This window comes from Nocardioides sp. NBC_00368, assembly GCF_036090055.1.
GTDB lineage: Bacteria > Actinomycetota > Actinomycetes > Propionibacteriales > Nocardioidaceae > Nocardioides.
The window spans coordinates 2252252-2273776 of record NZ_CP107970.1 but is presented as its reverse complement, the minus strand read 5'-3'; the positions used below and the strand labels follow the sequence as shown (position 1 = coordinate 2273776).

The 21525-nt window shown below is 69.5% G+C and carries 23 protein-coding genes; 14 read left to right on the top strand and 9 right to left on the bottom strand.

Annotated elements, in window-relative coordinates; translation table 11 throughout:
• Window positions 1-53 precede the first annotated feature (53 nt).
• From OG984_RS10830 to OG984_RS10810, 5 genes are read left to right on the top strand one after another with little or no spacing between them, the layout of a single operon-like run.
• A complete protein-coding gene (locus tag OG984_RS10830; protein WP_328531590.1) occupies window positions 54-485 on the top strand; it encodes an SRPBCC family protein in 432 nt (143 codons plus the stop codon).
• Between the two features lie 11 nt (window positions 486-496).
• The gene (locus tag OG984_RS10825; RefSeq protein WP_328531589.1) at window positions 497-1708 is read left to right on the top strand and encodes an ArsA family ATPase; all 1212 of its coding nucleotides are present in this window, start codon (window positions 497-499) and stop codon (window positions 1706-1708) included.
• Between the two features lie 2 nt (window positions 1709-1710).
• On the top strand, window positions 1711-2133 hold the full coding sequence (locus tag OG984_RS10820; RefSeq protein WP_328531588.1) for a DUF5304 family protein: 423 nt from the start codon (window positions 1711-1713) through the stop codon (window positions 2131-2133).
• 3 nt (window positions 2134-2136) lie between these two features.
• Window positions 2137-3090: an ROK family glucokinase gene (locus tag OG984_RS10815; RefSeq protein ID WP_008363120.1), complete on the top strand. Its 954-nt coding sequence runs from the start codon at window positions 2137-2139 to the stop codon at window positions 3088-3090.
• A gap of 39 nt (window positions 3091-3129) precedes the next feature.
• Window positions 3130-4089: an ROK family protein gene (locus tag OG984_RS10810; RefSeq protein WP_328531587.1), complete on the top strand. Its 960-nt coding sequence runs from the start codon at window positions 3130-3132 to the stop codon at window positions 4087-4089.
• On the opposite strand, the gene OG984_RS10805 is transcribed toward OG984_RS10810, so the two are convergent.
• A complete protein-coding gene (locus OG984_RS10805; RefSeq protein WP_328531586.1) occupies window positions 4086-4574 on the bottom strand; it encodes a hypothetical protein in 489 nt (162 codons plus the stop codon). The genes OG984_RS10810 and OG984_RS10805 overlap by 4 nt on opposite strands.
• A gap of 98 nt (window positions 4575-4672) precedes the next feature.
• Between OG984_RS10805 and OG984_RS10800 the strand changes: the two genes are divergently transcribed.
• From OG984_RS10800 to OG984_RS10780, 5 genes are read left to right on the top strand one after another with little or no spacing between them, the layout of a single operon-like run.
• The gene (locus tag OG984_RS10800; protein ID WP_328531585.1) at window positions 4673-5419 is read left to right on the top strand and encodes a lysophospholipid acyltransferase family protein; all 747 of its coding nucleotides are present in this window, start codon (window positions 4673-4675) and stop codon (window positions 5417-5419) included.
• Window positions 5416-5913: a flavin reductase family protein gene (locus tag OG984_RS10795; protein ID WP_328532348.1), complete on the top strand. Its 498-nt coding sequence runs from the start codon at window positions 5416-5418 to the stop codon at window positions 5911-5913. The genes OG984_RS10800 and OG984_RS10795 overlap by 4 nt, the downstream gene beginning before the upstream one ends.
• Window positions 5910-6755 carry an arylamine N-acetyltransferase family protein gene (locus tag OG984_RS10790; protein ID WP_328531584.1) on the top strand — a complete coding sequence of 282 codons (846 nt, stop codon included), beginning with the start codon at window positions 5910-5912 and terminating at the stop codon, window positions 6753-6755. Before OG984_RS10795 ends, OG984_RS10790 begins: the two co-directional genes overlap by 4 nt.
• A gap of 25 nt (window positions 6756-6780) precedes the next feature.
• Entirely contained in the window at window positions 6781-7674 is an 894-nt protein-coding gene (locus OG984_RS10785; protein WP_328531583.1) for a hypothetical protein, read from the top strand.
• 20 nt (window positions 7675-7694) lie between these two features.
• Window positions 7695-8348, top strand: a complete 654-nt coding sequence (locus OG984_RS10780; RefSeq protein WP_328531582.1) for a class I SAM-dependent methyltransferase — start codon at window positions 7695-7697, stop codon at window positions 8346-8348.
• A gap of 3 nt (window positions 8349-8351) precedes the next feature.
• Here the strand turns inward: OG984_RS10780 and OG984_RS10775 are convergent, their stop codons facing one another.
• Window positions 8352-8885, bottom strand: a complete 534-nt coding sequence (locus OG984_RS10775) for a GNAT family N-acetyltransferase (protein WP_328531581.1) — start codon at window positions 8883-8885, stop codon at window positions 8352-8354.
• A gap of 219 nt (window positions 8886-9104) precedes the next feature.
• Between OG984_RS10775 and OG984_RS10770 the strand changes: the two genes are divergently transcribed.
• Both OG984_RS10770 and OG984_RS10765 read left to right on the top strand, forming a co-directional pair.
• Complete coding sequence (locus OG984_RS10770) at window positions 9105-10403, top strand: endo-1,4-beta-xylanase (RefSeq protein WP_328531580.1); 1299 nt, start codon at window positions 9105-9107, stop codon at window positions 10401-10403.
• Window positions 10404-10841: 438 nt separating this feature from the next.
• Window positions 10842-12131 carry an HNH endonuclease gene (locus tag OG984_RS10765; RefSeq protein WP_328531579.1) on the top strand — a complete coding sequence of 430 codons (1290 nt, stop codon included), beginning with the start codon at window positions 10842-10844 and terminating at the stop codon, window positions 12129-12131.
• Here OG984_RS10765 and OG984_RS10760 read toward each other — a convergent pair.
• The 4 genes from OG984_RS10760 to OG984_RS10745 all read right to left on the bottom strand — a co-directional run bounded on the left by OG984_RS10760 (window position 12116) and on the right by OG984_RS10745 (window position 15753).
• Window positions 12116-12514, bottom strand: a complete 399-nt coding sequence (locus OG984_RS10760) for a nuclear transport factor 2 family protein (protein ID WP_328531578.1) — start codon at window positions 12512-12514, stop codon at window positions 12116-12118. The two genes, OG984_RS10765 and OG984_RS10760, sit on opposite strands and share 16 nt — an antisense overlap.
• Before the next feature lie 62 nt (window positions 12515-12576).
• Entirely contained in the window at window positions 12577-13449 is an 873-nt protein-coding gene (locus OG984_RS10755) for a metallophosphoesterase (protein ID WP_328531577.1), read from the bottom strand.
• A gap of 7 nt (window positions 13450-13456) precedes the next feature.
• On the bottom strand, window positions 13457-14926 hold the full coding sequence (locus OG984_RS10750; protein ID WP_328531576.1) for an FGGY family carbohydrate kinase: 1470 nt from the start codon (window positions 14924-14926) through the stop codon (window positions 13457-13459).
• Window positions 14923-15753 (bottom strand): DUF1028 domain-containing protein, encoded by an 831-nt coding sequence (locus OG984_RS10745; protein ID WP_328531575.1) that lies wholly within the window; start codon window positions 15751-15753, stop codon window positions 14923-14925. Before OG984_RS10745 ends, OG984_RS10750 begins: the two co-directional genes overlap by 4 nt.
• 190 nt (window positions 15754-15943) lie before the next feature.
• Here OG984_RS10745 and OG984_RS10740 point away from each other — a divergent pair, with 190 nt between their 5' ends.
• Window positions 15944-17359, top strand: a complete 1416-nt coding sequence (locus tag OG984_RS10740) for an APC family permease (RefSeq protein ID WP_328531574.1) — start codon at window positions 15944-15946, stop codon at window positions 17357-17359.
• Between the two features lie 113 nt (window positions 17360-17472).
• Window positions 17473-18813 carry a class II 3-deoxy-7-phosphoheptulonate synthase gene (locus tag OG984_RS10735; RefSeq protein WP_328531573.1) on the top strand — a complete coding sequence of 447 codons (1341 nt, stop codon included), beginning with the start codon at window positions 17473-17475 and terminating at the stop codon, window positions 18811-18813.
• A 99-nt stretch (window positions 18814-18912) separates the two neighbouring features.
• Here OG984_RS10735 and OG984_RS10730 read toward each other — a convergent pair whose 3' ends face one another.
• From OG984_RS10730 to OG984_RS10720, 3 genes are all read right to left on the bottom strand, one after another.
• Entirely contained in the window at window positions 18913-19383 is a 471-nt protein-coding gene (locus OG984_RS10730; RefSeq protein WP_328531572.1) for a GNAT family N-acetyltransferase, read from the bottom strand.
• Between the two features lie 7 nt (window positions 19384-19390).
• Window positions 19391-20419 (bottom strand): hypothetical protein, encoded by a 1029-nt coding sequence (locus OG984_RS10725; protein WP_328531571.1) that lies wholly within the window; start codon window positions 20417-20419, stop codon window positions 19391-19393.
• A gap of 184 nt (window positions 20420-20603) precedes the next feature.
• Window positions 20604-21524: a deoxyribonuclease IV gene (locus tag OG984_RS10720; RefSeq protein WP_328531570.1), complete on the bottom strand. Its 921-nt coding sequence runs from the start codon at window positions 21522-21524 to the stop codon at window positions 20604-20606.
• Between the last annotated feature and the right edge of the window lies 1 nt (window position 21525).

Below are 21525 nucleotides of genomic sequence, written 5' to 3'. Positions count from 1 at the left end.
CTATCCGGTACGCTCCATGCCACCTAGCAAGTCAGGGAGTGAGGACACCACCGATGGCCGATCAGACCACCTCGACGATCGTGATCGAGGCCGCGCCCTCGGCAGTGATGGCGGTGATCGCGGACTTCAAGTCCTATCCGGCGTGGGCCAAAGGCATGCAGGAGGTCAACGTCATCGAGACCGGCGTCGACGGGCGGGCCGAGCAGGTCCGATTCGTGCTCGACGTCGCGCCGATCAAGGACGAATACACCCTGGCCTACGACTGGGACGACGACCGCCAGGTGACCTGGTCGCTGGTGAAGGGCAACCTGCTGCGGTCGATGGACGGCGCCTATGTGCTGCGCGACCTCGGCGGCCGCACCGAGGTCACCTACCGGCTCGCGCTCGACCTGAGCATCCCGCTGATCGGCATGCTCAAGCGCAAGGGCGAGAAGGTCCTGATCGACACCGCCCTGCGAGGCCTCAAGCAGCGGGTGGAGAAGTAGGGCATGCCTTCGTGAGAATCCTTCTCTTCACCGGCAAGGGCGGCGTCGGCAAGTCGACCGTCTCGGCCGGCACCGCGGCGATGTCCGCGGCCCGCGGGCTGCGCACGCTGGTCCTCTCGACCGACGCCGCCCACTCCCTGGGCGATGCCTTCGGCCTCGAGGCAGCGCTCGGCTCCGAGCCCGTGCAGGTCTCCGACCATCTCTACGTCCAGCACGTCGACGCGCAGCGCCGCTTCGAGGAGTCGTGGGCCGAGGTGCAGGGCTATCTGCTGAGCGTCCTGGACACCATCGGGGTGGACCGGATCGCGGCGGAGGAGCTGACGGTCATCCCGGGTGCCGAGGAGGTCTTCGCGCTCCTGGAGCTGCGCCGGATGGCCGTGTCGGGGGAGTGGGACACGATCGTGGTCGACTGCGCCCCGACCGCCGAGACGCTGCGTCTGCTCGCCCTTCCCGAGGCCCTGGGCTGGTATCTGGAGCGCATCCTCCCGGTCCAGCGCAAGATGGTGAAGGCGCTCAAGCCCGTGCTCACCAAGGCCGCCGGGGTGCCGATGCCCGGCGACTCCGTCTTCGACGCGCTCGTCCGGCTCCACGACGAGCTCGCCGACGTCCGCGCCCTGCTGTCGGGCCCCGAGGCATCCGTACGCATCGTGCTGACCCCCGAGCGGGTCGTGCTCGCCGAGGCACGACGGTCGTGGACGACGCTGTCCCTCTACGGCTACCGCGTCGACGGTGTCGTCGCCAACCGGATCTTCCCGGCGGGCGGCTCCGACGACTGGCGGGCCGGCTGGGTCAAGGCCCAGGACGACGTGCTCGGCGACATCGGCGCCTCCTTCGAGGGGCTGCCGGTGTGGCGCTCGTTCTACCGGCCCTCCGAGCCCGTGGGCGTCGAGGACCTGCGCGAGGTCGCCGAGGCGGCGTACGCCTGGTCCGGCAGCATCGACCCGCTGGCTGTCCCCGAGACCGCGGCTCCGTTCCGCACCGAGACCACGGGCGAGGCCACCGTCGTCCATCTGGCGTTGCCCGGGCTGGCCCAGTGGGTGGAGCGCGACCAGGTCCAGCTGGGCCGCAACGGCGACGAGCTGGCGATCACCGTCGGGGCCTACCGGCGGCTGCTGACCCTGCCCGCCGCACTCGCCCGGATGCGCGTCAGCGGGGCGCGCGTCGAGGGTGGGGAGCTGCGAGTAACGTTTTCTCGGCAGACGACGAACATCGAGAGCGAGTAATCGTGAGCGAGCAGCGCCACGAGTGGGCGGACGAGCCGTTGGGCTCGACCGCCGAGGAGCTCGGCCGGCTGATGGAGGCCATCGGCGAGTGGGCCAAGGACTCCCGGATCGGCCACCTCACCGAGGGGCTCGGAGAGCATCTCGGAACGGGGGCACCGGAGTGCACCTACTGCCCGTTGTGCCGTACCGTTCATGTCCTCCGGGAGTCGAGCCCGGAGGTCAAGGTGCATCTGGCCAGCGCTGCCGCATCGTTGATGCAGGCCGTGGCCACGGTGCTCAACGCGGCGGCCACGAGTCCGGGTGCTGGCCCTAGTGAAGGCGAGGATGCTCACAGTGATGGCGTGCGGGCTGAGGAAGATGCGACCCGGGACTGGGCGCGACGCTCGGAGAAGGTCGAACGGATCGATCTCGACGGCTGGAGCTGAGGCATGACGACGACGAAGAAGCTGGCCTGCGGTGTCGACGTGGGCGGCACCAAGATCCTCGGCGGCGTCGTCGACCACGACGGCAACATCATCGAGGACCACCGGGTCGAGTCGCCGGCGAAGAGCCCGGAGGCCATCGAGGCGGCCATCGTCGAGGTGGTCCAGGAGCTCAAGACCAAGCACCCGATCGAGTGCGTCGGCATCGGCGCCGCGGGCTACATCGACAAGGGCCGGTCGACGGTTCTGTTCGCCCCCAACATCGCCTGGCGGGACGTGCCGCTCAAGGAGCGCCTGGAGAAGGTCCTCGAGCTGCCGGTCGTGATCGAGAACGACGCCAACGCCGCCGCGTGGGGCGAGTTCGAGTACGGCGCGGGTGCCGAGGTCGACAACATGATGCTGGTGACCGTCGGCACCGGTGTCGGCGGCGGCCTGGTGCTCGAGGGCGACCTCTACCGTGGTGCCTTCGGCGTCGGCGCCGAGATCGGCCACATGCGGGTCGTGCCCAACGGTCACCTGTGCGGCTGCGGCAACCGCGGCTGCTGGGAGCAGTACGCCTCGGGGTCGGCCCTGGTGCGCAACGTCCGCGCCGCGGCGCGCGGCGGCTCGCTGCTCGCCCGCGAGGTCCTGGACCGGGCCGAGGGTGACCTCGACAAGATCAAGGGCCCGCTGATCACCGAGGCTGCCCGGGACGGCGACGCCTTCGCGATCGAAGCGCTGACCGACCTCGGCATCTGGCTCGGCGAGGGGATCGCCTCGATCGCCGCGGTGCTCGACCCGGCCGTGGTGGCCATCGGCGGCGGCGTGGCCGAGGCCGACGACCTGCTCCTCGGGCCTGCTCGGCGTGCGTTCCTGGCGCAGCTGACCGGCCGCGGCCACCGGCCGATGCTCGACATCCGCAAGGCGACGCTGGGCAACGAGGCAGGGCTGATCGGCGCGGCCGACCTGGCCCGCAGGTGAGCCGGATCCAGTGAGCCTTGATCCAATGAGCCGGGTCCAGTGAGCCTGCACATCGGTGTCGACATCGGTGGCACCAAGGTGCTCGCGGCGGAGGTCTCGCCGGCCGGTGAGGTGCTCCGCACCGCTCACCGCAGCACTCCGGGGCGGCGGGTCGAGCTCGAGCTGGTGGAGGACGCCCTGACCGAGGCGGTCACCGAGGTGGCCGCCGGCCGGCCCGTCGCCGGGGTCGGGCTCGCTGCGGCCGGGTTCGTCGACGCGGCGGGGGAGCGGGTCATGTTCGCTCCGCACCTGCCCTGGCGCGGCGAGCCGACCCTGAGCCGGCTGTCCGCGCGCTGGGGCACCCGGGTGGCGCTCGACAACGACGCCAACTGCGCCGCTCTGGCCGAGCTGGAGCTGGGCGCCGCCCGCGGCGTCGACTCCGCCCTGCTCATCACGCTCGGCACCGGCATCGGCGGCGCCGTGATCCTGGACGGCAAGGTCGTGCGCGGTCGCAACGGCATGGCCGGGGAGTTCGGCCACATGCAGGTCGTGCCCGGCGGGCTGCCCTGCGAGTGCGGTCTCACCGGCTGCTGGGAGCAGTACTCCTCCGGCAACGCGCTGGTCGCCTTCGTGCGCGCCCGGGTGGAGACCGAGAAGCATGCCGGTGGCCCGCTCGACGAGCTGGCCGCGGGCGATCCGCTCAAGATCACCGGCCCGGCGGTCACCGCCGCCGCGGCCGGCGGCGATGCGCTCGCGCTCGCTGCGTACGAGTCGGTGGGGTCGTGGCTGGGCGTCGGGCTGGCCGGCCTGGTGGCCGCCTTCGACCCCGAGCTGCTGGTCGTCGGCGGCGGAGTCTCGACCGCGGGCGACCTGCTGCTGGCGCCCGCCCGGACGGCCTTGGAGGCCTCGCTCGTCGGTCGCCTCCACCGCGAGGTGCCGCCGATCGTGGAAGCCGCCTTCGGTGCGGAGGCCGGGGTCGTGGGGGCGAGCATCCTGGCCCGCCGGGCCACCGCGGGCTAGACGCGGGCGCCGTCGTCCCAGGGATCGCGGGGCTCGGACGGCATCGTCATCAGCAGGTAGACGAACCCGGCGATGAAGGCCGCGACCAGGCCGCCGATGACCCAGCTGTCGAAGTGGCGGTCGGTGATCTGGGTGACCACGATCAGCACGAGCACGGCGACCGGTGCGCCGAGCACACCGATCCAGGCCAGCAGGCGCGCCGGGGTCGGCTTCGGCAGCGGCGGCGGAGGCGGCGGGACATAGCCCTCCTCGTCGTCGCGCCACATGTCCTCGGAGGGGTCCGGGTCCTCGACGGGCTCGACGATGTCGATCTTCTTCTCGAAGAGACCACGGGAGACTGGCTCCTCCTCGAGGGCGGGGCGGTCGCCGTAGTTCTCGACGATCTCGCGCCAGGCTTCCTCGTCCGACGACGGTCCGTCTGCAGGCACGGAGGCGTCGTCGGAGGCCCCGGTCGTGTCCTCGGGCCGGTCGTCTCGGTCACTCACTCTTCCAGCCTAGCCGGATCTCATGACAGGGTGCGCGAGTAGAAGTACCTGTCTCGTTATAGGCTCATCGGTCGAAGGCAATTTGGGAAGGCGATGGGGTGTCGACGAAGCTCTTCTACTCGTTCTTGAAGTGGGTCGCTGTCGGGCCTCTGCTCCGGGCTGTTTTCCGCCCGACCTGGGAGGGTGTCGAGAACATCCCGCGCAAGGGCCCGGCGATCCTGGCCGGCAACCACCTCTCCTACGCCGACTGGCTCTTCATGCCGCTGGGCTCACCGCGGATGGTGCGGTTCGTGGCGAAGGCGGAGTACTTCACCGGCACGGGCGTGAAGGGTTTCCTGCAGCGTACGTTCTTCAGCGGCACCGGCAACGTGCCGATCGACCGGTCGGGGGCGACTGCGGCCGAGGGCGCCCTGATCGCCGCGAAGCGGGTGCTCGGCGACGGCGAGCTCTTCGGGATCTATCCCGAGGGCACGCGTTCCCACGACGGCAAGCTCTACCGGGGCCGCACCGGCATCGCCCGGCTGGCTCTGGACACCGGCGCTCCGGTGATCCCGGTCGCGGTGATCGGCACCGACGTGATCGCGCCCCCGGGCAAGAAGCTCGGCAAGATCGTCCGGCCGCGGATCGTCTTCGGCAAGCCGCTGGACTTCTCGCGCTACGAGGGCATGGCCAACGACCGCTACATCCTGCGGGCGATCACCGACGAGATCGTCTACGAGATCCTGAAGCTGTCCGGTCAGGAGTACGTCGACATGTACGCCACCGACGCCAAGAAGCTGGCCACCGGTGAGAAGCCGGCGAAGAAGTCTTCGAAGTCTTCGCGGCCGACCAAGGACGTAGCCTGACGATCCACTCGTCCCACCCGTTCCCGACGCCGGAGGATCCGGTACGCCGGTGGCGCGGTCGTCTGGGTGGGCGGGTCTCGCTGTGGACCTCCGGCTCTGCTGGTTCTTGGGCCGGGCTCACGGTCTCCTCGCTGATGATGGCCAACGGGGCGCCCGGCGCCGTGCTCGGTCTGCTCGACCCCGACTCGGACCTGCGGGACGAGCTCGAGGAGACCGGCGTCGGCGTCGTGTCGCTGCTCCACTGGCGTCACCGCGACCTGGCCGAGGCGTTCGGCGGCACCGCTCCCGCTCCTGGCGGCGCGTTCCGGCTGGGGTCGTGGGAGACGACCGAGTTCGGCCGCCGCCTCACCGACGCCCCGACCTGGGCCGGCGTACGCCTGGTCTCGATGACGGAAATCGGTTGGTCGGCCCTGGCGACGTGCGAGATCGTGTCGCTCGAGGTCGGCGACGACGCCGACCCGCTGGTCCACCGGCACGGGAGGTACGAACGGTGATCGACGGCTATCTGCGACGGCTCGGCATCGAGGGACGGCCGGAGGCGACGTACGAGACGCTCGTCGATCTTCACCACCGCCATCTCGACACGCTGCCCTACGAGAACCTCTCGATCATGCTCGCCGCCATCGGAGCCACGGGGATGCCCGACGCTGTCGACCCGGCGGAGACGCTCGAGCGGGTGGCGGCCGGGCGCAACGCCGGCTACTGCTTCCACAACAACGGCGTCTTCTCGCTGGCGCTGGCAGAGCTGGGCTTCGACGTCGTACGCCGCACCGGCCAGATGCTCGAGGCGACCGGCGCCTCGGGGACCCTGGACCATCTGGCGCTGGAGATCCGCGGTCTGCCGACCGCGGCCAACCCCGGTGGCCGGTGGGTGGTCGACGTCGGCTACGGGGACGGCTTCCGCGACCCGTTGCCGCTGGTCGAGGGACATTTTCGGCAGTCCGGGTTCGTCTACCGGCTGGCCCGCGTGGGGGAGTCGGGATGGACCTTCCACCATGACCCGCACGGCTCCTTCAACGGCTCGTTCGTGCGCGGGAGCGTGACGCAGGAGGAGATCGAGACCTCCCACGTGCGTCTCTCCACCCCGCCCGACGGTGACTTCACGCGCAAGCTCGTGGTGCAGCGGCGGGACGCGTCCGGAGCTGAGACGATCCGCTCGATCCGGCACGCGCGCAGCGGCGAGGGGGCCTTCGAGCGCGAGCTGCGCGACTTCGAGCAGTGGCGCACGGCTCTCGCCGGGATCGGGCTGTCGTTCCAGGGCATCGAGGACGACGCGCTGCGCGAGCTCCACAAGCGACAGGCCGCCGAGTACGACGAGTGGTTGCTGACGCGATAGTCGGCGACGTGCTGAGATGGCGGACATGAGCGACGACGCACCTGCTCCCGACCTGCTCGACATCGCGGCCGAGCTCTACGGGCTGCCGCTGGGCGACTTCACCCCCGAGCGCGACGCCCGCGCCAAGGGGCTGAAGGGCACGCCGCTCGCGGGGCCGGTCAAGGCGCTCAAGAAGCCCTCGACCGCGGCATGGGTGGTCAACCTGCTCGTGCGCTACGAGACCGAGCAGGTGGAACAGGTGATCTCGGTCGGTGCGCTGCTGCGCGAGGCGCAGACCGGGATGGACGCCGCCCAGCTGCGCGAGCTCACCAAGCAGCGGCGACAGCTGACCGCGGCGGTGACGACCCGCGCCCGCGGCCTCGCGCGCGAGCACGGTCTGCGGGTGACCGAGGCGGTGGCGACCCAGGTCGAGGCGACGCTGACCGCGGCGATGATCGACGAGTCCGCCGCCCGGGCCGTACGCAGCGGCCTGCTCGTCTCCGCGCTGTCGGCCACCGGCGTCGACGCCGTGGACGCGGCGTCCGTCGTCGCCCTGCCGGACGCGTTGGGCTTCGAGGTCCCCGAGGTCGTCCCGCCGCCTCCCGAGCCGCTGCGGGCGGTCCCGGACCTGCCCGACACGGCGGCGCTCGACGAGGCTCGAGAGGCGCTCGAGGAGGCGGAGTCGGCGCTGTCCGGTGCCGAGGCTCAACGGGACAAGGCCGTCTCGGCGTTCAAGGACGTCGAGGCGCGTTCGCTCCAGGTGAAGTCCGAGATCGAGGAGCTCCGCCGCCGGCTGGCCGATCTGGAGGAGACGGCGCTCGAGGTCGAGGACGAGCTCACCGAGGCGGAGGACGCACGTGACTCCGCCGAGACCGCGGTCTCGGACGCGGCCGCCGCCCGGGACTCGGCGGCCGAAGAGGTGGAGCGGCTCGGCGGGTAGGCATGGCAGACTCCCGGGCCGTGAGCACCGACTGGCAGCAGTGGCACGAGCGCTACGAGGACCCGGGGTCCAGCCTCGTACGGCGCCTCGAGAACGTGCGCAACGAGATTGAGCGTCTGCTCGCAGACCGTGGTGGTGCACGCACGTATGTGGTCAGCATCTGCGCCGGCGACGGCCGCGATCTGCTGCCGGTCCTGGCATCGGCGGACGGCGACGTCCACGCCGTTCTCGTCGACCTCGACGCGGAACTCGCCGAGCGTGCGCGGGCCGATGCTGCGGCGCTGGGTCTGGACCGTGTGGAGGTGCGCACCGCCGACGCCGGGCTTGCGAGCGTGTTGGCCGGGTTGCCGCCGGCTGATGTCTTCCTGGCCTGCGGCGTCTTCGGCAACATCACCGACTCCGACCTCGAGACGACGATCAGCGCACTGCCCGCTCTCGTGGCGCCCGGGGGTGCTGTGATCTGGACACGCGGCGCCCACCTCGGAGACGACGAGTTGAGCGCGTTCGCAGGGGATCCGGCAGACCTCGTCCGAGAGATCTTCGCTCGTCACGGGTTCATCGCGGAGTCGCTCGTACGCCCTGACGACGCCGGGTTCCGAGTCGGAGTCCATCGACGCTCTGCAGATGCTTCGGCAGGGACTCTGCCGGAGCGGCTCTTCTCGTTCGCGCGTTGAGAGTCAGACGGTGACGGCTTTCCGCATCCGGACCAGCGGGACTGGAGCACCGCCGCGGTCGTCCTCGATCCGTTCGACGGCTCGGAAGCCGTACGCCTGGTAGAGAGGCTCGCCCGACAGGGTGCCCATCAGCTCGAGGGTGGTGAAGCCCTCCGCTGCCGCCGCGCGCTCGCACAGGTCGAGGATGAGCCGGCCGACGCCGCGTCGGGCGAAGGCGGGGTTGGTGTACATCGCTCGCACCCTGGCCGGGTCGGTCGCGGGATCCAGGAGCGCCGGCTCGCGGCCGGGGGTGTGGTCGCCGCCGTAGAGCGTCGCCCTCCTGCTCCAGCCGCCGCAGCCGGCGATCTCGTCGCCCTCCTCGACCACGAAGTAGGTGCCGTCCTCGATCAGCTGGGTGTCGATACCCATCACCATCCTGCTCGACGCGATCTGGGCCTCGCTCAGGAACGCCTTCTGGAGCTCCGCGATCGAGGTGTCCATGATCGCGGTCAGGGCGGGAACGTCGTCCGGTGTCGCTCTGCGGTGGGTGAAGGGCACGCGGGTGAGCCTGTCATGTCGGCGCCTGCGGGTCGTAGGGGTTTTGTGCCGACAGGATTCCTGTGTGAGGAATGTCACGCAAATCGGCTTCAATCTATTGACGCTGTAAAACGATGTCGATAACGTTTTCGACCGAGTTCGCGCGAGCTCTGAGGTACCACCGACCGCCGTTCAATCGAGAGAACAGGATCGATGATGACCCGAGTTCGAGTTAGACCCGTGCGTGCCCGGATGGCCCGAGGAGCCGCCGTCGCCGCCATGCTGATCGCCAGTGGCATCGCTGTCGTCTCTGCGGCCGCTCCGGCCCAGGCCGACGGCTCCACCCTGCAGGCCGCTGCTGCCGAGTCCGGCCGCTACTTCGGCACCGCCATCGCGGCCAGCCGGATGTCGGATTCGCAGTACACGACCATCGCGAACCGCGAATTCAACATGATCACCGCCGAGAACGAGATGAAGATGGACGCGACCGAGCCGTCGCAGAACCAGTTCAGCTTCTCCTCGGGAGACCAGATCGCCAACTGGGCCCTCCAGAACGGCAAGCGAGTCCGTGGGCACGCGCTGGCCTGGCACTCCCAGCAGCCGGGCTGGATGCAGAACATGGAGGGCAGCTCGCTTCGCAACGCGATGCTCAACCACATCGCCGGTGTCGCGGGCCACTACCGGGGCAAGATCTACGCCTGGGACGTCGTGAACGAGGCCTTCGAGGACGGCTCCTCGGGGGCCCGCCGCAACTCCAACCTGCAGCGCACCGGCAACGACTGGATCGAGGCCGCCTTCCGTGCTGCCCGCTCCGCCGACCCCAACGCGAAGCTCTGCTACAACGACTACAACACCGACAACTGGAGCCACGCGAAGACGCAGGCCGTCTACAACATGGTCCGCGACTTCAAGTCGCGCGGCGTACCCATCGACTGCGTCGGCTTCCAGGCCCACTTCAACTCCGGCAACCCGGTGCCAAGCAACTACCACGTCACGCTGCAGAACTTCGCCGACCTGGGCGTCGACGTACAGATCACCGAGCTCGACATCGCCGGCTCCGGCACCTCGCAGGCCGAGCAGTTCCGTGGCGTCACCCAGGCCTGCATGGCGGTCACCCGCTGCACGGGCATCACGGTCTGGGGCGTACGCGACACCGACTCGTGGCGCGCCTCGGACACCCCGCTGCTCTTCGACGGGTCCGGCAACAAGAAGCTCGCCTACGGCTACGTCCTCGACCAGCTCAACACTGCCGATGGTGGGACCACGCCGCCGCAGGGAAGCTGCGCGGTGACCGTCACCCGGACCGAGTCGTGGGGCGACCGGTTCAACACGGTCTTCGCGGTCAGTGGCACCAACAACTGGGTCGTCAGGATCAGCACCGGGTCGGGGCAGAGTCTGCAGAACTCGTGGAACGCCACCGTCTCGGGGACCTCGGGGACTCTTACCGCCACGCCGAACGGCAACGGTAACCAGTTCGGGATCACGCTCTACTCGGGCGGGAACACCTCGACGCCGACTGCTAGCTGTACTGCGGTCTGATCTTGAATGGGCGGGGCCTTGGTCGGGGGTTTGCGGCCGGGGTCCCGCTCGGCTTCGGGTGCGCCGTCGGAGCTGGTGGGCGGAGGCGTGTCGAGACCCGGTACGCCGGTGGTCGAGCACCGGTGGTCGAGCTTGTCGAGACCACCCCTTGAGGAAACCTCGCTTAGCGACTGCTTCTTCGATTCAGGGTTCGCCGCCGACCCGTTCTCTAGTGTTTCTCGATCGCGCGCCGCGTCAAGGACGGGCTTCGCCCGCCGCTTCGCGGTGGCCTTCGGCCATCCTTGACCCGGCACCCGATCGAGAAAGATTTCGCCTGTATCGGGGCGGCGGCGAGGGTGTGGCGCAGCACTCACGTGACTTGTTCGCAGACTGCTTAACTGGCTGCTGACCAGCAAAAATAGGTGGCACTATGCTGCTCGATAGCATATAATAAGCACTATGTACGAGACCCTCGACCGCCTCCTCGACGGGCCACCACCGGGTGCGCCCGAGGGTGAGCTGGTCGACTGGATAACTCGTCTCGAAGCGGTGAAGTGCCGCGCCGAGGCGGTCCAGGCAGAGGCTTCGGTACGTCTGGAGGAAGCTGTTCGGGCACGACAGGCCCAGGCCGGGGTTCCTGCCCGGAAGCTCGGCGAAGGGGTGGCCTCGCAGGTTGCGCTGGCGCGGCGGGTCTCACCAGCCAAGGGTGCGAAGCTGCTCGGGCTGGCGAAGATCCTCCTCGCCGAGATGCCCCACACCTTCAGCCTGATGAAGGCCGGGTTGTTCTCGCAGTGGCAGGCCACCATCCTCGCCCGCGAAACCGCCTGCCTCTCACGCGAGGACCGCCGGGTCATCGACCACGAACTCTGCGCTATCGGGTCGGACGGGCAGTCGGCGAAGGCGGTCGCGATGGGGCTGCGACAGCTCGAGAACGCCGCCAAGAAGCTCGCCATCACCCTCGACCAAGCCTCCGTCGTCGCTCGCGCCGCCAACGCCGAGAAAGACCGCCGGGTGGGTCTGCGGCCGGCGCCGGACACGATGACCTGGCTCGGCGCCCTGCTCCCGGTCAAGGACGGCGTCGCCGTGTTCGCCGCCTTGGATCAGGCCGCCAACGCCGCCCGTGCCGCCGGTGATGAACGGACCCGGGGTCAGGTCATGGCCGACACCCTGGTCGACCGCGTCACCGGCCGCGAGACCGGGGCGAAGCCGCGGATCGAGGTCAAGATCGTCATGACCGCCGACTCACTCGCCAACACCAGCGACCAGCCCGCGTTGGTGGAGGGCTACGGCCCGGTCCCCGCCAGCTGGGCGCGGGAGGCGCTGGCCGATGCCGAGGTGTTCGTGCGCCGCCTGTTCACCGACCCCGCCGGGCAACTCGTTGCGATGGAATCACGCTCCCGCAAAGCCCCCGACGGACTCGCCGAGTTCATCACCACCCGCGAGAGCGGGATCTGCCGCACCAACGGCTGTGACGCCCCGATCCGCAACATCGACCACATCGAGCGTCACGCCGATGGCGGAGAAACCAGCGCCCAGAATCTGCAGGGGTTGTGCGAACGATGCAACCAAGCCAAAGAAGCCCTCGGCTGGCAAGCCCGACCCGGCCCCGACGGCAGCATCACCACCATCACACCCACCGGCCACACCTACACCACCCCACCACCCGACACCTGGACACCCGACCCACCAACGCTGTCCCGAGACGAGTTCGTGCTGCGCGACCTACTCCTCGACTACCCGGCCGCTTGAGCGTGGCGGTGGTAGACCTTGTTCGCGATCTTCCAGGCGCCGTCGACGTGCACGAGCAGGAAGACGTCCGTGAACGTGTCGGGGCCGTGGATGAGGGTCATCGTCGCAGCGCCGACGGTGCCGTGGACCTCGACCGAGTCGAGGCGGCGTACGCGGTCCTTCTCATCCGGAGCGGGTGAGCCGGTGAAGAGGGTGGAGTAGTCCTCCAGCGGCCAGGAGACGAAAACGCCGCCGCGGATGCCTTCGATGTGGGCCGAGGGGAGGAACGCGTCGCGGAAGTGTGCCGGGTCGCCGGTGGCGTGGCCGCGTACATAGGCGTTCAGCGGGCGGAGGACACGGTGGTCCAGGCCAGCGGGCACGCCATCCGTCATCAGCAGAGTCATGGCGCACAGGTTGATGTGTCGGCTGGCCGGTGACAAACGGTTTTACCGGAAGATCACCGATATCAGAGCTCTTCGAAGGCGTCGTTGCCGGAGGCGGCGTCGTAGAGGTAGACCTGCTCACCCGCCCTCGGGTCGCGGGCGGAGATCACGTGGAAGGTGGGGGAGGCCGGGTCGGCGAGGTCGACGACGGAGGCGCCGGCACCGAGCACGCCGCGTACGAGATGTGGGGGTGCGGTGGTGTCGATGCGGGTGACGACGCCGGGGGTCACCCAGACGGGGATGCCCGCAAGGAAGCCGCTGACCTGGAAGTGGAGGTGGCCGGCGAGGAGCGCGCGTACGTCGCTGCCGCGCACCACGCGGCCCAGGGCGGAGATGTTGCGGAGGACGACGTCGGCGACCCACGGGCGGGAGGCCAGGTGGAGCGGCGGATGGTGGAGCACCAGGACCGTCCCGTCGCGCGTCGGGGTGGCCAGCTCGGCCGCGAGGCAGGCCAGCTGGTGCTCGTCCAGGAAGCCGTGGGTCTGGCCCGGGACGAGGCTGTCGATGGTGACTACCCGGAGCTCGCCGAGGTAGCTGACCGACGCGCACAGGTCCGACTCCGGGGCAAGCAGCCGACCGCGGTCGCTGCCGTCGGCGTCTCGGTGCCCGCTGCCGAGCACCTCGCGGAACGGTCTGCGGGCGTCGTGGTTGCCGGTCGAGTAGATGTGCGGGATGCCGCGCTCAGCAGCGAACGCCCCGACCCGCTCCAGGACCGCCCGGCAGCCCTCGGCCGAGCCGTCGTCGGCGATGTCACCGCTGACCACGACCGCATCCAGGCCGGGCAGGTGGCGGGCGTCGCGCAGGATCGCCTCGAGCGCGGCCACCGCGTCGACGCCATCCATGTCGACGCCGCTCGCGGAGACGTGGGTGTCGGAGAGATGCAGGATCCGGGTCAACGAGGACTCACGCCCACTGCCGGGAACGTTCGACGGCCCTGGTCCACGAGGCGTACGCCTCGTCGGCCGCGGCGCGGCGCGAGGCGTCGGGGGAGAAGGTGCGGTCCAGGGCCCAGGTCTCGCGGATCTCGTCGAAGGACGACCACACGCCGACACCGAGACCGGCGAGGAACGCGGCGCCAAGGCCGGTGGTCTCGACGTGACGTGGCCGGGAGACGTCGACACCGAGCTGGTCGGCCTGGAGCTGGCACAGCAGGTTGTTGGCGGCCGCGCCTCCGTCGACGTTGAGCGAGGCGACCGGTGTCGGCATGGTGGCCATCACGTCGCGTACCTCGAAGGTGATCGCCTCCAGGGTCGCCCGCACGATGTGGGCTCGGGTGGTGCCGCGGGTGATGCCGATGATCGTGCCGCGGGCGTCGGGGTCCCAGTGGGGCGCGCCGAGACCGGTCAGGGCGGGTACGAACACGACGCCCTCGGACGAGGTGACCGTGCTCGCCAGGGCCTCGGTCTCCGCGGCCGAGCCGATGATCTGGAGGCCGTCACGCAGCCACTGCACCGCGGCCCCGGTCACGAAGATCGAGCCCTCGAGGACGTAGGTGACCTCTCCCGACGGCGACATCCAGCCGGGGGAGGTGAGGAGCCCGGAGTCCGAGCGCTTCGCCTCGGAGCCGGTGTTGGTCAGCACGAACGAGCCGGTGCCGTAGGTGCACTTGGAGTCGCCCACCTCGAACGCCGCCTGCCCGAACAGGGCAGCCTGCTGGTCACCGGCCACGCCGGCGATCGGCAGCGAGAGGTCGAGGAACGAGCGCGGGTCGGTGACGACGCCCTCGCCCCAGTTGGGTCCGATCTCCGGCAGCGCGTCGCGCGGCACTCCGAACAGGTCGCACAGCTCGTCGGACCAGTCGTTGGCGCCGATGTCGAACAGCATCGTGCGCGACGCGTTGGAGACGTCGGTGACATGGTGCAGTCCCCGGGTCATCCGGGCGATGAGGTAGGAGTCGACGGTGCCGATCGCGTAGCGACCCGACTCCACGTGGGTCCAGGTGTGCGGCTCGTTCTCACGGATCCAGGCCAGCTTGGTGGCGGTGAAGTAGGGGTCCAGGCGCAGGCCGGTCAGCTCGCGGACCCGGGCGTCGTGGGACGCCATCGCGGAGCACATCGCCGTCGTACGCCGGTCCTGCCACACGATCGCGCGCCGAGGCGACCCCAGCGTCTCGCGATCCCAGAGCACGACCGTCTCGCGCTGGTTGGTGATTCCGATGCCGACGAGGTCGTCGCGGCCGTGGGCCGCGAGCACCGTACGGCACGCCTCGAGGGTGGCCTGCCAGATCCCCTCCGGCACGTGCTCGACCCAGCCCGGCCTGGGGAACTGCTGGTCGAACTCCTCATACCCCCGAGCCGCGACCTCGCCCTTGTCGGTGACGATCAGCGCGGTGACGCCGGTGGTGCCGGCGTCGATGGCGAGGATGGAACTCACTTCGGGGTCCTGACGATGTCGAGGATGCGCCGGTCGATCCAGGAGAGATCCTCGGCCACCCGCATCTCGTAGTTCTCGGTGGCCACCCAGGCGAGGAAGCCGGTGGCGCCCTGCGCCGCGGCGTACGTCTCCACCTCGGCCTCGATCTCCGGTGTGACCTGCACCTTCTCGGCCTCGGTCGACGCGGTCAGGTAGAAGTCGCTGAGGTCGAGGAGCCGCTTCAGCTCGGTGATCGGCGCCGCGTGGTCGTCGACGCGGAGGTCGGCCGCGATGTCGTCGTTGCCGCCGTAGCCGGCCTCCTCGCGCACGACCAGGAGGGCCGCGCTCTGCCGGCCGCGGCTGTCGCCGCCGGCCTCGTCGCCCGCGGCCAGGGCCGCCAGGAGCCGGTGCTGCAGCGGCTCGTCGGGGGAGGAGGCGAGCCAGGCGGCCTCCATCGCCTCGACCACCTCGGGGCCGGTCAGGATGTTGCCCTGGATCGCGTAGCCGTCGCCGGTGCGGCCGCCCGCCCAGTCGAAGCAGGACGGTCCGGTGTGGGAGACGGCGTTGCCGTCCACGTCGACGATGCCGACCTGGCGATGGTCGCGGCGCTCGTCCTCCTCCAGCAGCCTCTCGAGGGCGACGTCGGCGGTCGCGCCCTCGTCGAGGTGGGCGAGCGCGAGACCCTTGTAGGCGACGTTGGCCTCGGCCTGGGTCGCGATCGCCCCGACCCCGGCGACGGCGGCCGGAACGGCCGATCCGACGGCGAGGAACTTCGAGGCGACGGCCACACCCCAGGTGGGCTCCCCGGTGCCTGGATCAACTGCTCTGGCGACGATGGAGAAGGTCATGGCAGCGACCCTATCCACGAAATTTCGTCCGGTTACGGCGTGTTGACGAATTGTCGTACACCTGACGGCGAGGTTGGGCTTTGATTGAGGGATCCCTTCATCCCAATTTCGGAACTGAGTTTCGAACGTGACCAGGAAGGACATCATGACAACCCTGGCGAAAGAAGAAACACCCGAATTGAAGAGAGTGATGGGGCCCTGGCTCCTGCTGCTCTTCATCGTCGGTGACATCCTGGGAGCCGGCGTCTACGCCGTCACCGGGACCATGGCCGGTTACGTGGGCGGCATCTTGTGGCTGCCGTTCCTGCTCGCCTTCGTCGTGGCCACCATGACGGCGTACTCCTACCTGGAGCTGGTGACCAAGTATCCCAGCGCGGCCGGCGCCGCGCTCTACACGCACAAGGCGTTCGGGTTCCACTTCCTCACCTTCATGGTGACCTTTGCGGTCGCCTGCTCCGGCATCACGAGTGCGTCGACCTCGGCCAACACCCTGGCGCAGAACTTCTTCGGTGGTCTGGAGATCAACGGCTGGATGGACGCGCCCAGCGAGGGCGCCGTCACCCTCCTGGCGTTGGGCTTCATGGTCCTGCTCGCGCTGATCAACCTGCGTGGCGTGGGCGAGAGCGTGAAGTTCAACATCATCCTCACCCTCGTCGAGATGGTCGCCCTGTGCATCGTCATCGGCGTCGGCTTCTTCGTGATCGCCCAGGGCAAGGCCGACATGGCCGAGCTGATCTCCTTCGACGACTACAACAACATGGGCGTGGTCTTCGCGGTCACCGCGGCGACCTCGGTCGCCTTCTTCGCGATGGTCGGGTTCGAGGACGCCGTCAACATGGTCGAGGAGACCAAGGAGCCCGAGCGGATCTTCCCGCGCACCATGCTGATGGGTCTGGGCGCGGCGGCCCTGCTCTACATCCTGGTGGCGATCTCGGTGGTCAGCGTGCTGACGCCGGGTGAGCTCGAGACGATCCGTGAGTCCGAGGGCCGGGCCCTGCTCGAGGTGGTCGGCAAGGGTGCTCCCGACTTCCCGATCGACAAGGTGTTCCCGTTCCTGGCGGTCTTCGCCGTCGCCAACACGGCGCTGATCAACATGCTGATGGCCAGCCGGCTGGTCTACGGCATGGCCAAGCAGCGGGTGCTGCCCAAGCAGCTGGGTGCGGTGCTGCCCGGCCGTCGCACGCCCTACATCGCGATCGTCTTCACCACCCTGCTGGCCCTGCTGCTGATCTGGTACGTCTCCAGCGACCCGGACAGCAACATCGTCTCCAACCTCGGCTCGACGACCGCGCTGCTCCTGCTGTGCGTCTTCGCGATCGTCAACATCGCCTGCGTGGTGCTCCGCAACCGCCGCGCCGACACCGACAAGGCGTTCTTCACCGCACCGAGGTGGCTGCCGCCGATCGCCGCGATCCTGTGCATCTACCTGGCCGGCCCGTGGGTCGACCGCGACGGCATCGTCTACGAGATCGCCGGCGGCCTGATGGTCATCGGTGTGATCCTGTGGGCGATCACCTGGCTGATCAACAAGTTCGCCAACAAGGACGACGAGCCGCCCCACTTCACCGACATCGAGCACATGGACGTCAACCCCGAGGACGACTAGTCGCGAGGTGACACCGACCGGGGCCGGCGCACGTTCTCCTGAGGACGTACGCCGGCCCCGCCGTGTCTGAGATGACTTCGTAACAACCGGGTGATCCGCGTACCCTGAGGCTCGTGAACGACGCCTTCCCCTCCCTCGAGCAGCTGCACGCCATCGGAGCCCTTCAGCAGCCGACCTATTCCGACCCGGTCGCCCTGGCCGCGGCGGTCGAGAAGCTGAGGAACCAGCCGCCGCTCGTCTTTGCGGGGGAGTGCGACCAGCTCAAGAGCTCGATCGCCGCCGCCGGCCGCGGCGAGGCGTTCATCCTGCAGGGCGGCGACTGCGCCGAGGTCTTCGCCGAGGCGACCGCCGACAACACCCGCAACAAGCTCCGCGTGCTGCTGCAGATGGCAGTGGTCCTGACGTACGCAGCCTCCGTTCCGGTCGTCAAGATCGGTCGTCTCGCGGGGCAGTACGCCAAGCCGCGCTCCTCCGACACCGAGACCCGCGACGGGGTCACCCTGCCGGCCTACCGCGGTGACGCGGTCAACGGCTTCGAGTTCACCGCCGAGTCCCGAATCCCCGACCCGCAGCGGTTGCTGGACGTCTACCACGCGTCCTCCTCGACCCTGAACCTCGTGCGTGCCTTCACCACCGGTGGCTACGCCGACCTCCGTCAGGTGCACACCTGGAACTCCGAGTTCGTCCGCAACTCGCCCGTCGGCGCGAAGTACGAGGCGATGGGCTCCGAGATCGAGCGCGCGATCGCCTTCATGGAGGCCATCGGCGCCGACCCGGAGGAGTTCCACCGGGTCGACTTCTACTCCTCCCACGAGGCGCTGCTGCTCGAGTACGAGCACGCGATGACCCGCATCGACTCGCGCACCGAGACGCCCTACAACGTCTCGGGCCACTTCGTCTGGATCGGTGAGCGCACGCGCCAGCTCGACGGTGCCCACGTGGAGTACTTCCGCCACCTCAACAACCCGATCGGCTGCAAGCTCGGCCCCACCGCGACCCCTGATGACGCGCTCGCGCTGGCCGCCAAGCTCAACCCGAAGAACGAGGAGGGCCGGCTCACCTTCATCACCCGCTTCGGTGCGGACAAGGTGCGCGAGGGGCTGCCCGGTCTGGTCGAGAAGATCACCGCCGAGGGCGTCAACGTCACCTGGATCTCCGACCCGATGCACGGCAACACCTTCTCCACCTCCAACGGCTACAAGACCCGCCGCTTCGAGGACGTCCTGGATGAGGTCCAGGGCTTCTTCGACGTCCACCACGCCCTCGGCACCGTCCCGGGCGGCATCCTCGTCGAGAACACCGGCGACGACGTCACCGAGATCATCGGCGGCGGCGAGGAGCTCGACGAGGCCGGCCTCGTGCACCGCTACGAGTCCGTCGTCGACCCCCGCCTCAACCGCGTCCAGTCGCTCGAGATGGCCTTTCAGGTCGCGGAGATGCTGCGAAATCGTTAGTCACATGCGTCGCAGGAATACCCGGTTAACCGGGTATTCCTGCACTTCTCGGGCATTGCAACACCTGAGAAGTGCAGGTTTCACCGGTGAACCGGGTATTCATTCCCGCGCCCAGGCGAGCTGCATGATCTCCTCACCGTCGTGGAGCGTGCTGCGGTTGCCGGTGTCGGTGAACCCGGTGCGCTCGTAGAGGCGCTGGGCGCGGCGGTTGTCGGTGCGGGTCCAGACGCTGAGGCCCTCCCAGCCGCGCGCCTGGAGGTCGCGGATCATCTCGGTGCCGACGTGGGAGCCCCAGACGGCGGGATCGACGAAGACCATCGAGATGTGGCCGTAGCCGGGTAGCGGCACGCCGTCGACGAGATAGGTCTCGGCCACGAGCATGCCCGCGGGCCGGGTGCCGTAGTGGGCGAGCAGCGCGAGCTCGGCACCGGCCAGCTTCTCGCGGACCCGCCGCACACGGGCCTCCGTGGCGGTGCGGCGGCGTGCGGCGTTGGCCGCCCGCCAGACGACGTCGAGGGCAAGGGCGCGCTGGTCGTCGCTGTCGATCTCGGCGACGATGATTCTCGGCATACAGGCGCTACAGCGTCATCAGCCAGACGCCGAGCACGAACATGACGATCATGAAGATCGCCCCCACCCACAGCAGCACGATCCAGGTCGACGGGTTGTCCTCGGGCTCGGTGGCCATCAGCGAGGAGACGTACTCCTGCTGGACGCCGTAGTCACCGAAGTCCTGCTCGATCGGCTCCTGCTCGCCGGCATATCCGTAGCCGTTCTGCCAGTCGGCCCCGCCCTCGGCGGCGGCGTAGGCCTCCTCGGCGTAGCCGGTCGCATAGGCAGGCTCGGTCTCGTAGAGCTGGTCGGCCGCGCTCTCCGCCACCACCGTCTCCGGTGGCGCCCAGTGGCGGGCCTGACCGTTCCGCGCCTCCTGGACGAGCATCCCCGAAGGCTGGACGAAGGGCTGGTACGCCGCCTCCACCGTGGCCTCGGAGACCGGCTCGGGCTCGGGGTCGGGCACAGGATCGGGGCCAGGGACCGGCTCGGGCTCGGGGACGGGTCCCGGCTCGGGGATCGGGGTGGGCGTCGGCTCCGGGTCGGGGACGGGGTCGGGCCCCGGCACGGGCTCGGGCTCCGGGAAGGGCGAGGGGTCCGGGATGGGCTTCGGCTCCGGCTCCGGGATCACCGCCTCCGCTGCTGCCGGCTCGTGGGCCGGCGGGGGAGTGGACGGCGGCGGGGCGGTCGGTGGTGCGTACGACACACGGATCGCGGTGGAACCGTCGGGCTCGTCGGTGTCGAGCTTCTCCTCGACGTCGGGCGACTGACGCCTCGAGGTGCGCTCGACGGGCTCGTCGTCGGTCGTGGCGATCGACGACGCCGGTCCCGGTCGGTCCTCGTCGCCGTAGGCGCTGATCCGGGGCAGGCTCAGCGAGGTCTGCTCCGCGTCGGGCACGTCCTCGACGGCCTCCGGGGCGGTCGACTCGACGGGCTTGCGGATCACGGTGGCCTCGTTGGGCTCGTCGAGGTCGTCGTCCGCAGCGGGATCGATGGCTTCGGGCTCCGCTTCAGCGGCGTGCGTTGCTTCGGGCTTCGCTTCAGCACTGGACACGGGTGGCGTCCTTTCCTCTACATCGATGGAGTCAGCCTCGGCTGCTCGGTCGGGTTCCGTGGCTACCTCGAGACCACACACCTGACACGTCGGCTCTCCGGACAGCCGGTGTCCACACTGTGCGCAGCTGGTCATGCCACCCCCATGGCGTCGAAGATCACTCCCGTGCGTCACCAAGCCTAGGTCACACGCCTTGACGGTGCGCCGAAGCCCGCAGATCGCGGAGCAGCGGGATATCGGGGTTCTCCGCGTCGCGGGAGCCGGGCGTCTCCAGGATGAACGGCACCCCAGCAGTCGCCGGATGGGCGAAGAGCTCCTCGAAAGCCGTCGTCCCGATGTGGCCGCGCCCGATCTGCTCGTGGCGGTCGAGGTTCTTGCCGCGTACGTCCTTGGAGTCGTTGGCATGGATCAGCCGGAGCCGCCCCGCCCCGCCGATCTCGACGATCCGGTCGACGCAGGCGGTGGCGCCACCGGGCTCGTCGAGCGGAGCCCCGGCGGCGAAGACATGGCAGGTGTCCAGGCAGATCCCGGCCTTGGGGTGGAAGTCGACGGCCTCGAGGTAGGCGGACAGGTCCTCCACGCCCGCGCACAGCGACCGTCCCTGGCCCGCGGTCGGCTCCAGCAGCAGCCAGGGAGCGTCCTCGGCGGAGATCTCCTCGAGCACGGGCAGCAGCGCCTCGCGCACCTGCTTCATCGCGGTGGCGTACTTCTCCTCTGCGTCACCCTCGGGAGAGACGAACGACCCGGTGTGGATGACGACGCCCTCGGCGCCGATGTCGGCGGCGCGGCGCAGGTTGTGGGCGACCAGGGCGGCCGACTTCTCGTAGGTAGCCGGGGTCGGCGAGCCGAGGTTGACCAGGTAGGGGGCATGGACGAAGGCGCGCATCCCACGCCGTTCGAGCTCGGCCCGGAAGGCCTTGTCCTCGGCCGGCTTGCCGGCCGACAGGGCCCAGCCACGCGGGTTGCCGACGAAGATCTGCAGCGTCTCGCCGCCGACGGCATCGGTGTTGGCGAGGGCACCGGCGACGAGGCCCTTGCCGACCTGTACGTGCGTGCCGATCGGGTTGCGGAGGACCGAAGCGGAGCCCGAGAGAGGTGAGGTCAAG

What these genes read in the sequence shown, in the direction of transcription:
- OG984_RS10830 (WP_328531590.1), top strand. Translation starts at nt 54, where the DNA reads ATGGCCGATCAGACCACCTCGACGATCGTGATCGAGGCCGCGCCCTCG.
- OG984_RS10815 (WP_008363120.1), top strand. Translation starts at nt 2,137, where the DNA reads ATGACGACGACGAAGAAGCTGGCCTGCGGTGTCGACGTGGGCGGCACC.
- OG984_RS10785 (WP_328531583.1), top strand. Translation starts at nt 6,781, where the DNA reads ATGAGCGACGACGCACCTGCTCCCGACCTGCTCGACATCGCGGCCGAG.
- OG984_RS10765 (WP_328531579.1), top strand. Translation starts at nt 10,842, where the DNA reads ATGTACGAGACCCTCGACCGCCTCCTCGACGGGCCACCACCGGGTGCG.
- OG984_RS10760 (WP_328531578.1), bottom strand. Translation starts at nt 12,514, where the DNA reads ATGACTCTGCTGATGACGGATGGCGTGCCCGCTGGCCTGGACCACCGT.
- OG984_RS10745 (WP_328531575.1), bottom strand. Translation starts at nt 15,753, where the DNA reads ATGACCTTCTCCATCGTCGCCAGAGCAGTTGATCCAGGCACCGGGGAG.
- OG984_RS10740 (WP_328531574.1), top strand. Translation starts at nt 15,944, where the DNA reads ATGGGGCCCTGGCTCCTGCTGCTCTTCATCGTCGGTGACATCCTGGGA.
- OG984_RS10730 (WP_328531572.1), bottom strand. Translation starts at nt 19,383, where the DNA reads ATGCCGAGAATCATCGTCGCCGAGATCGACAGCGACGACCAGCGCGCC.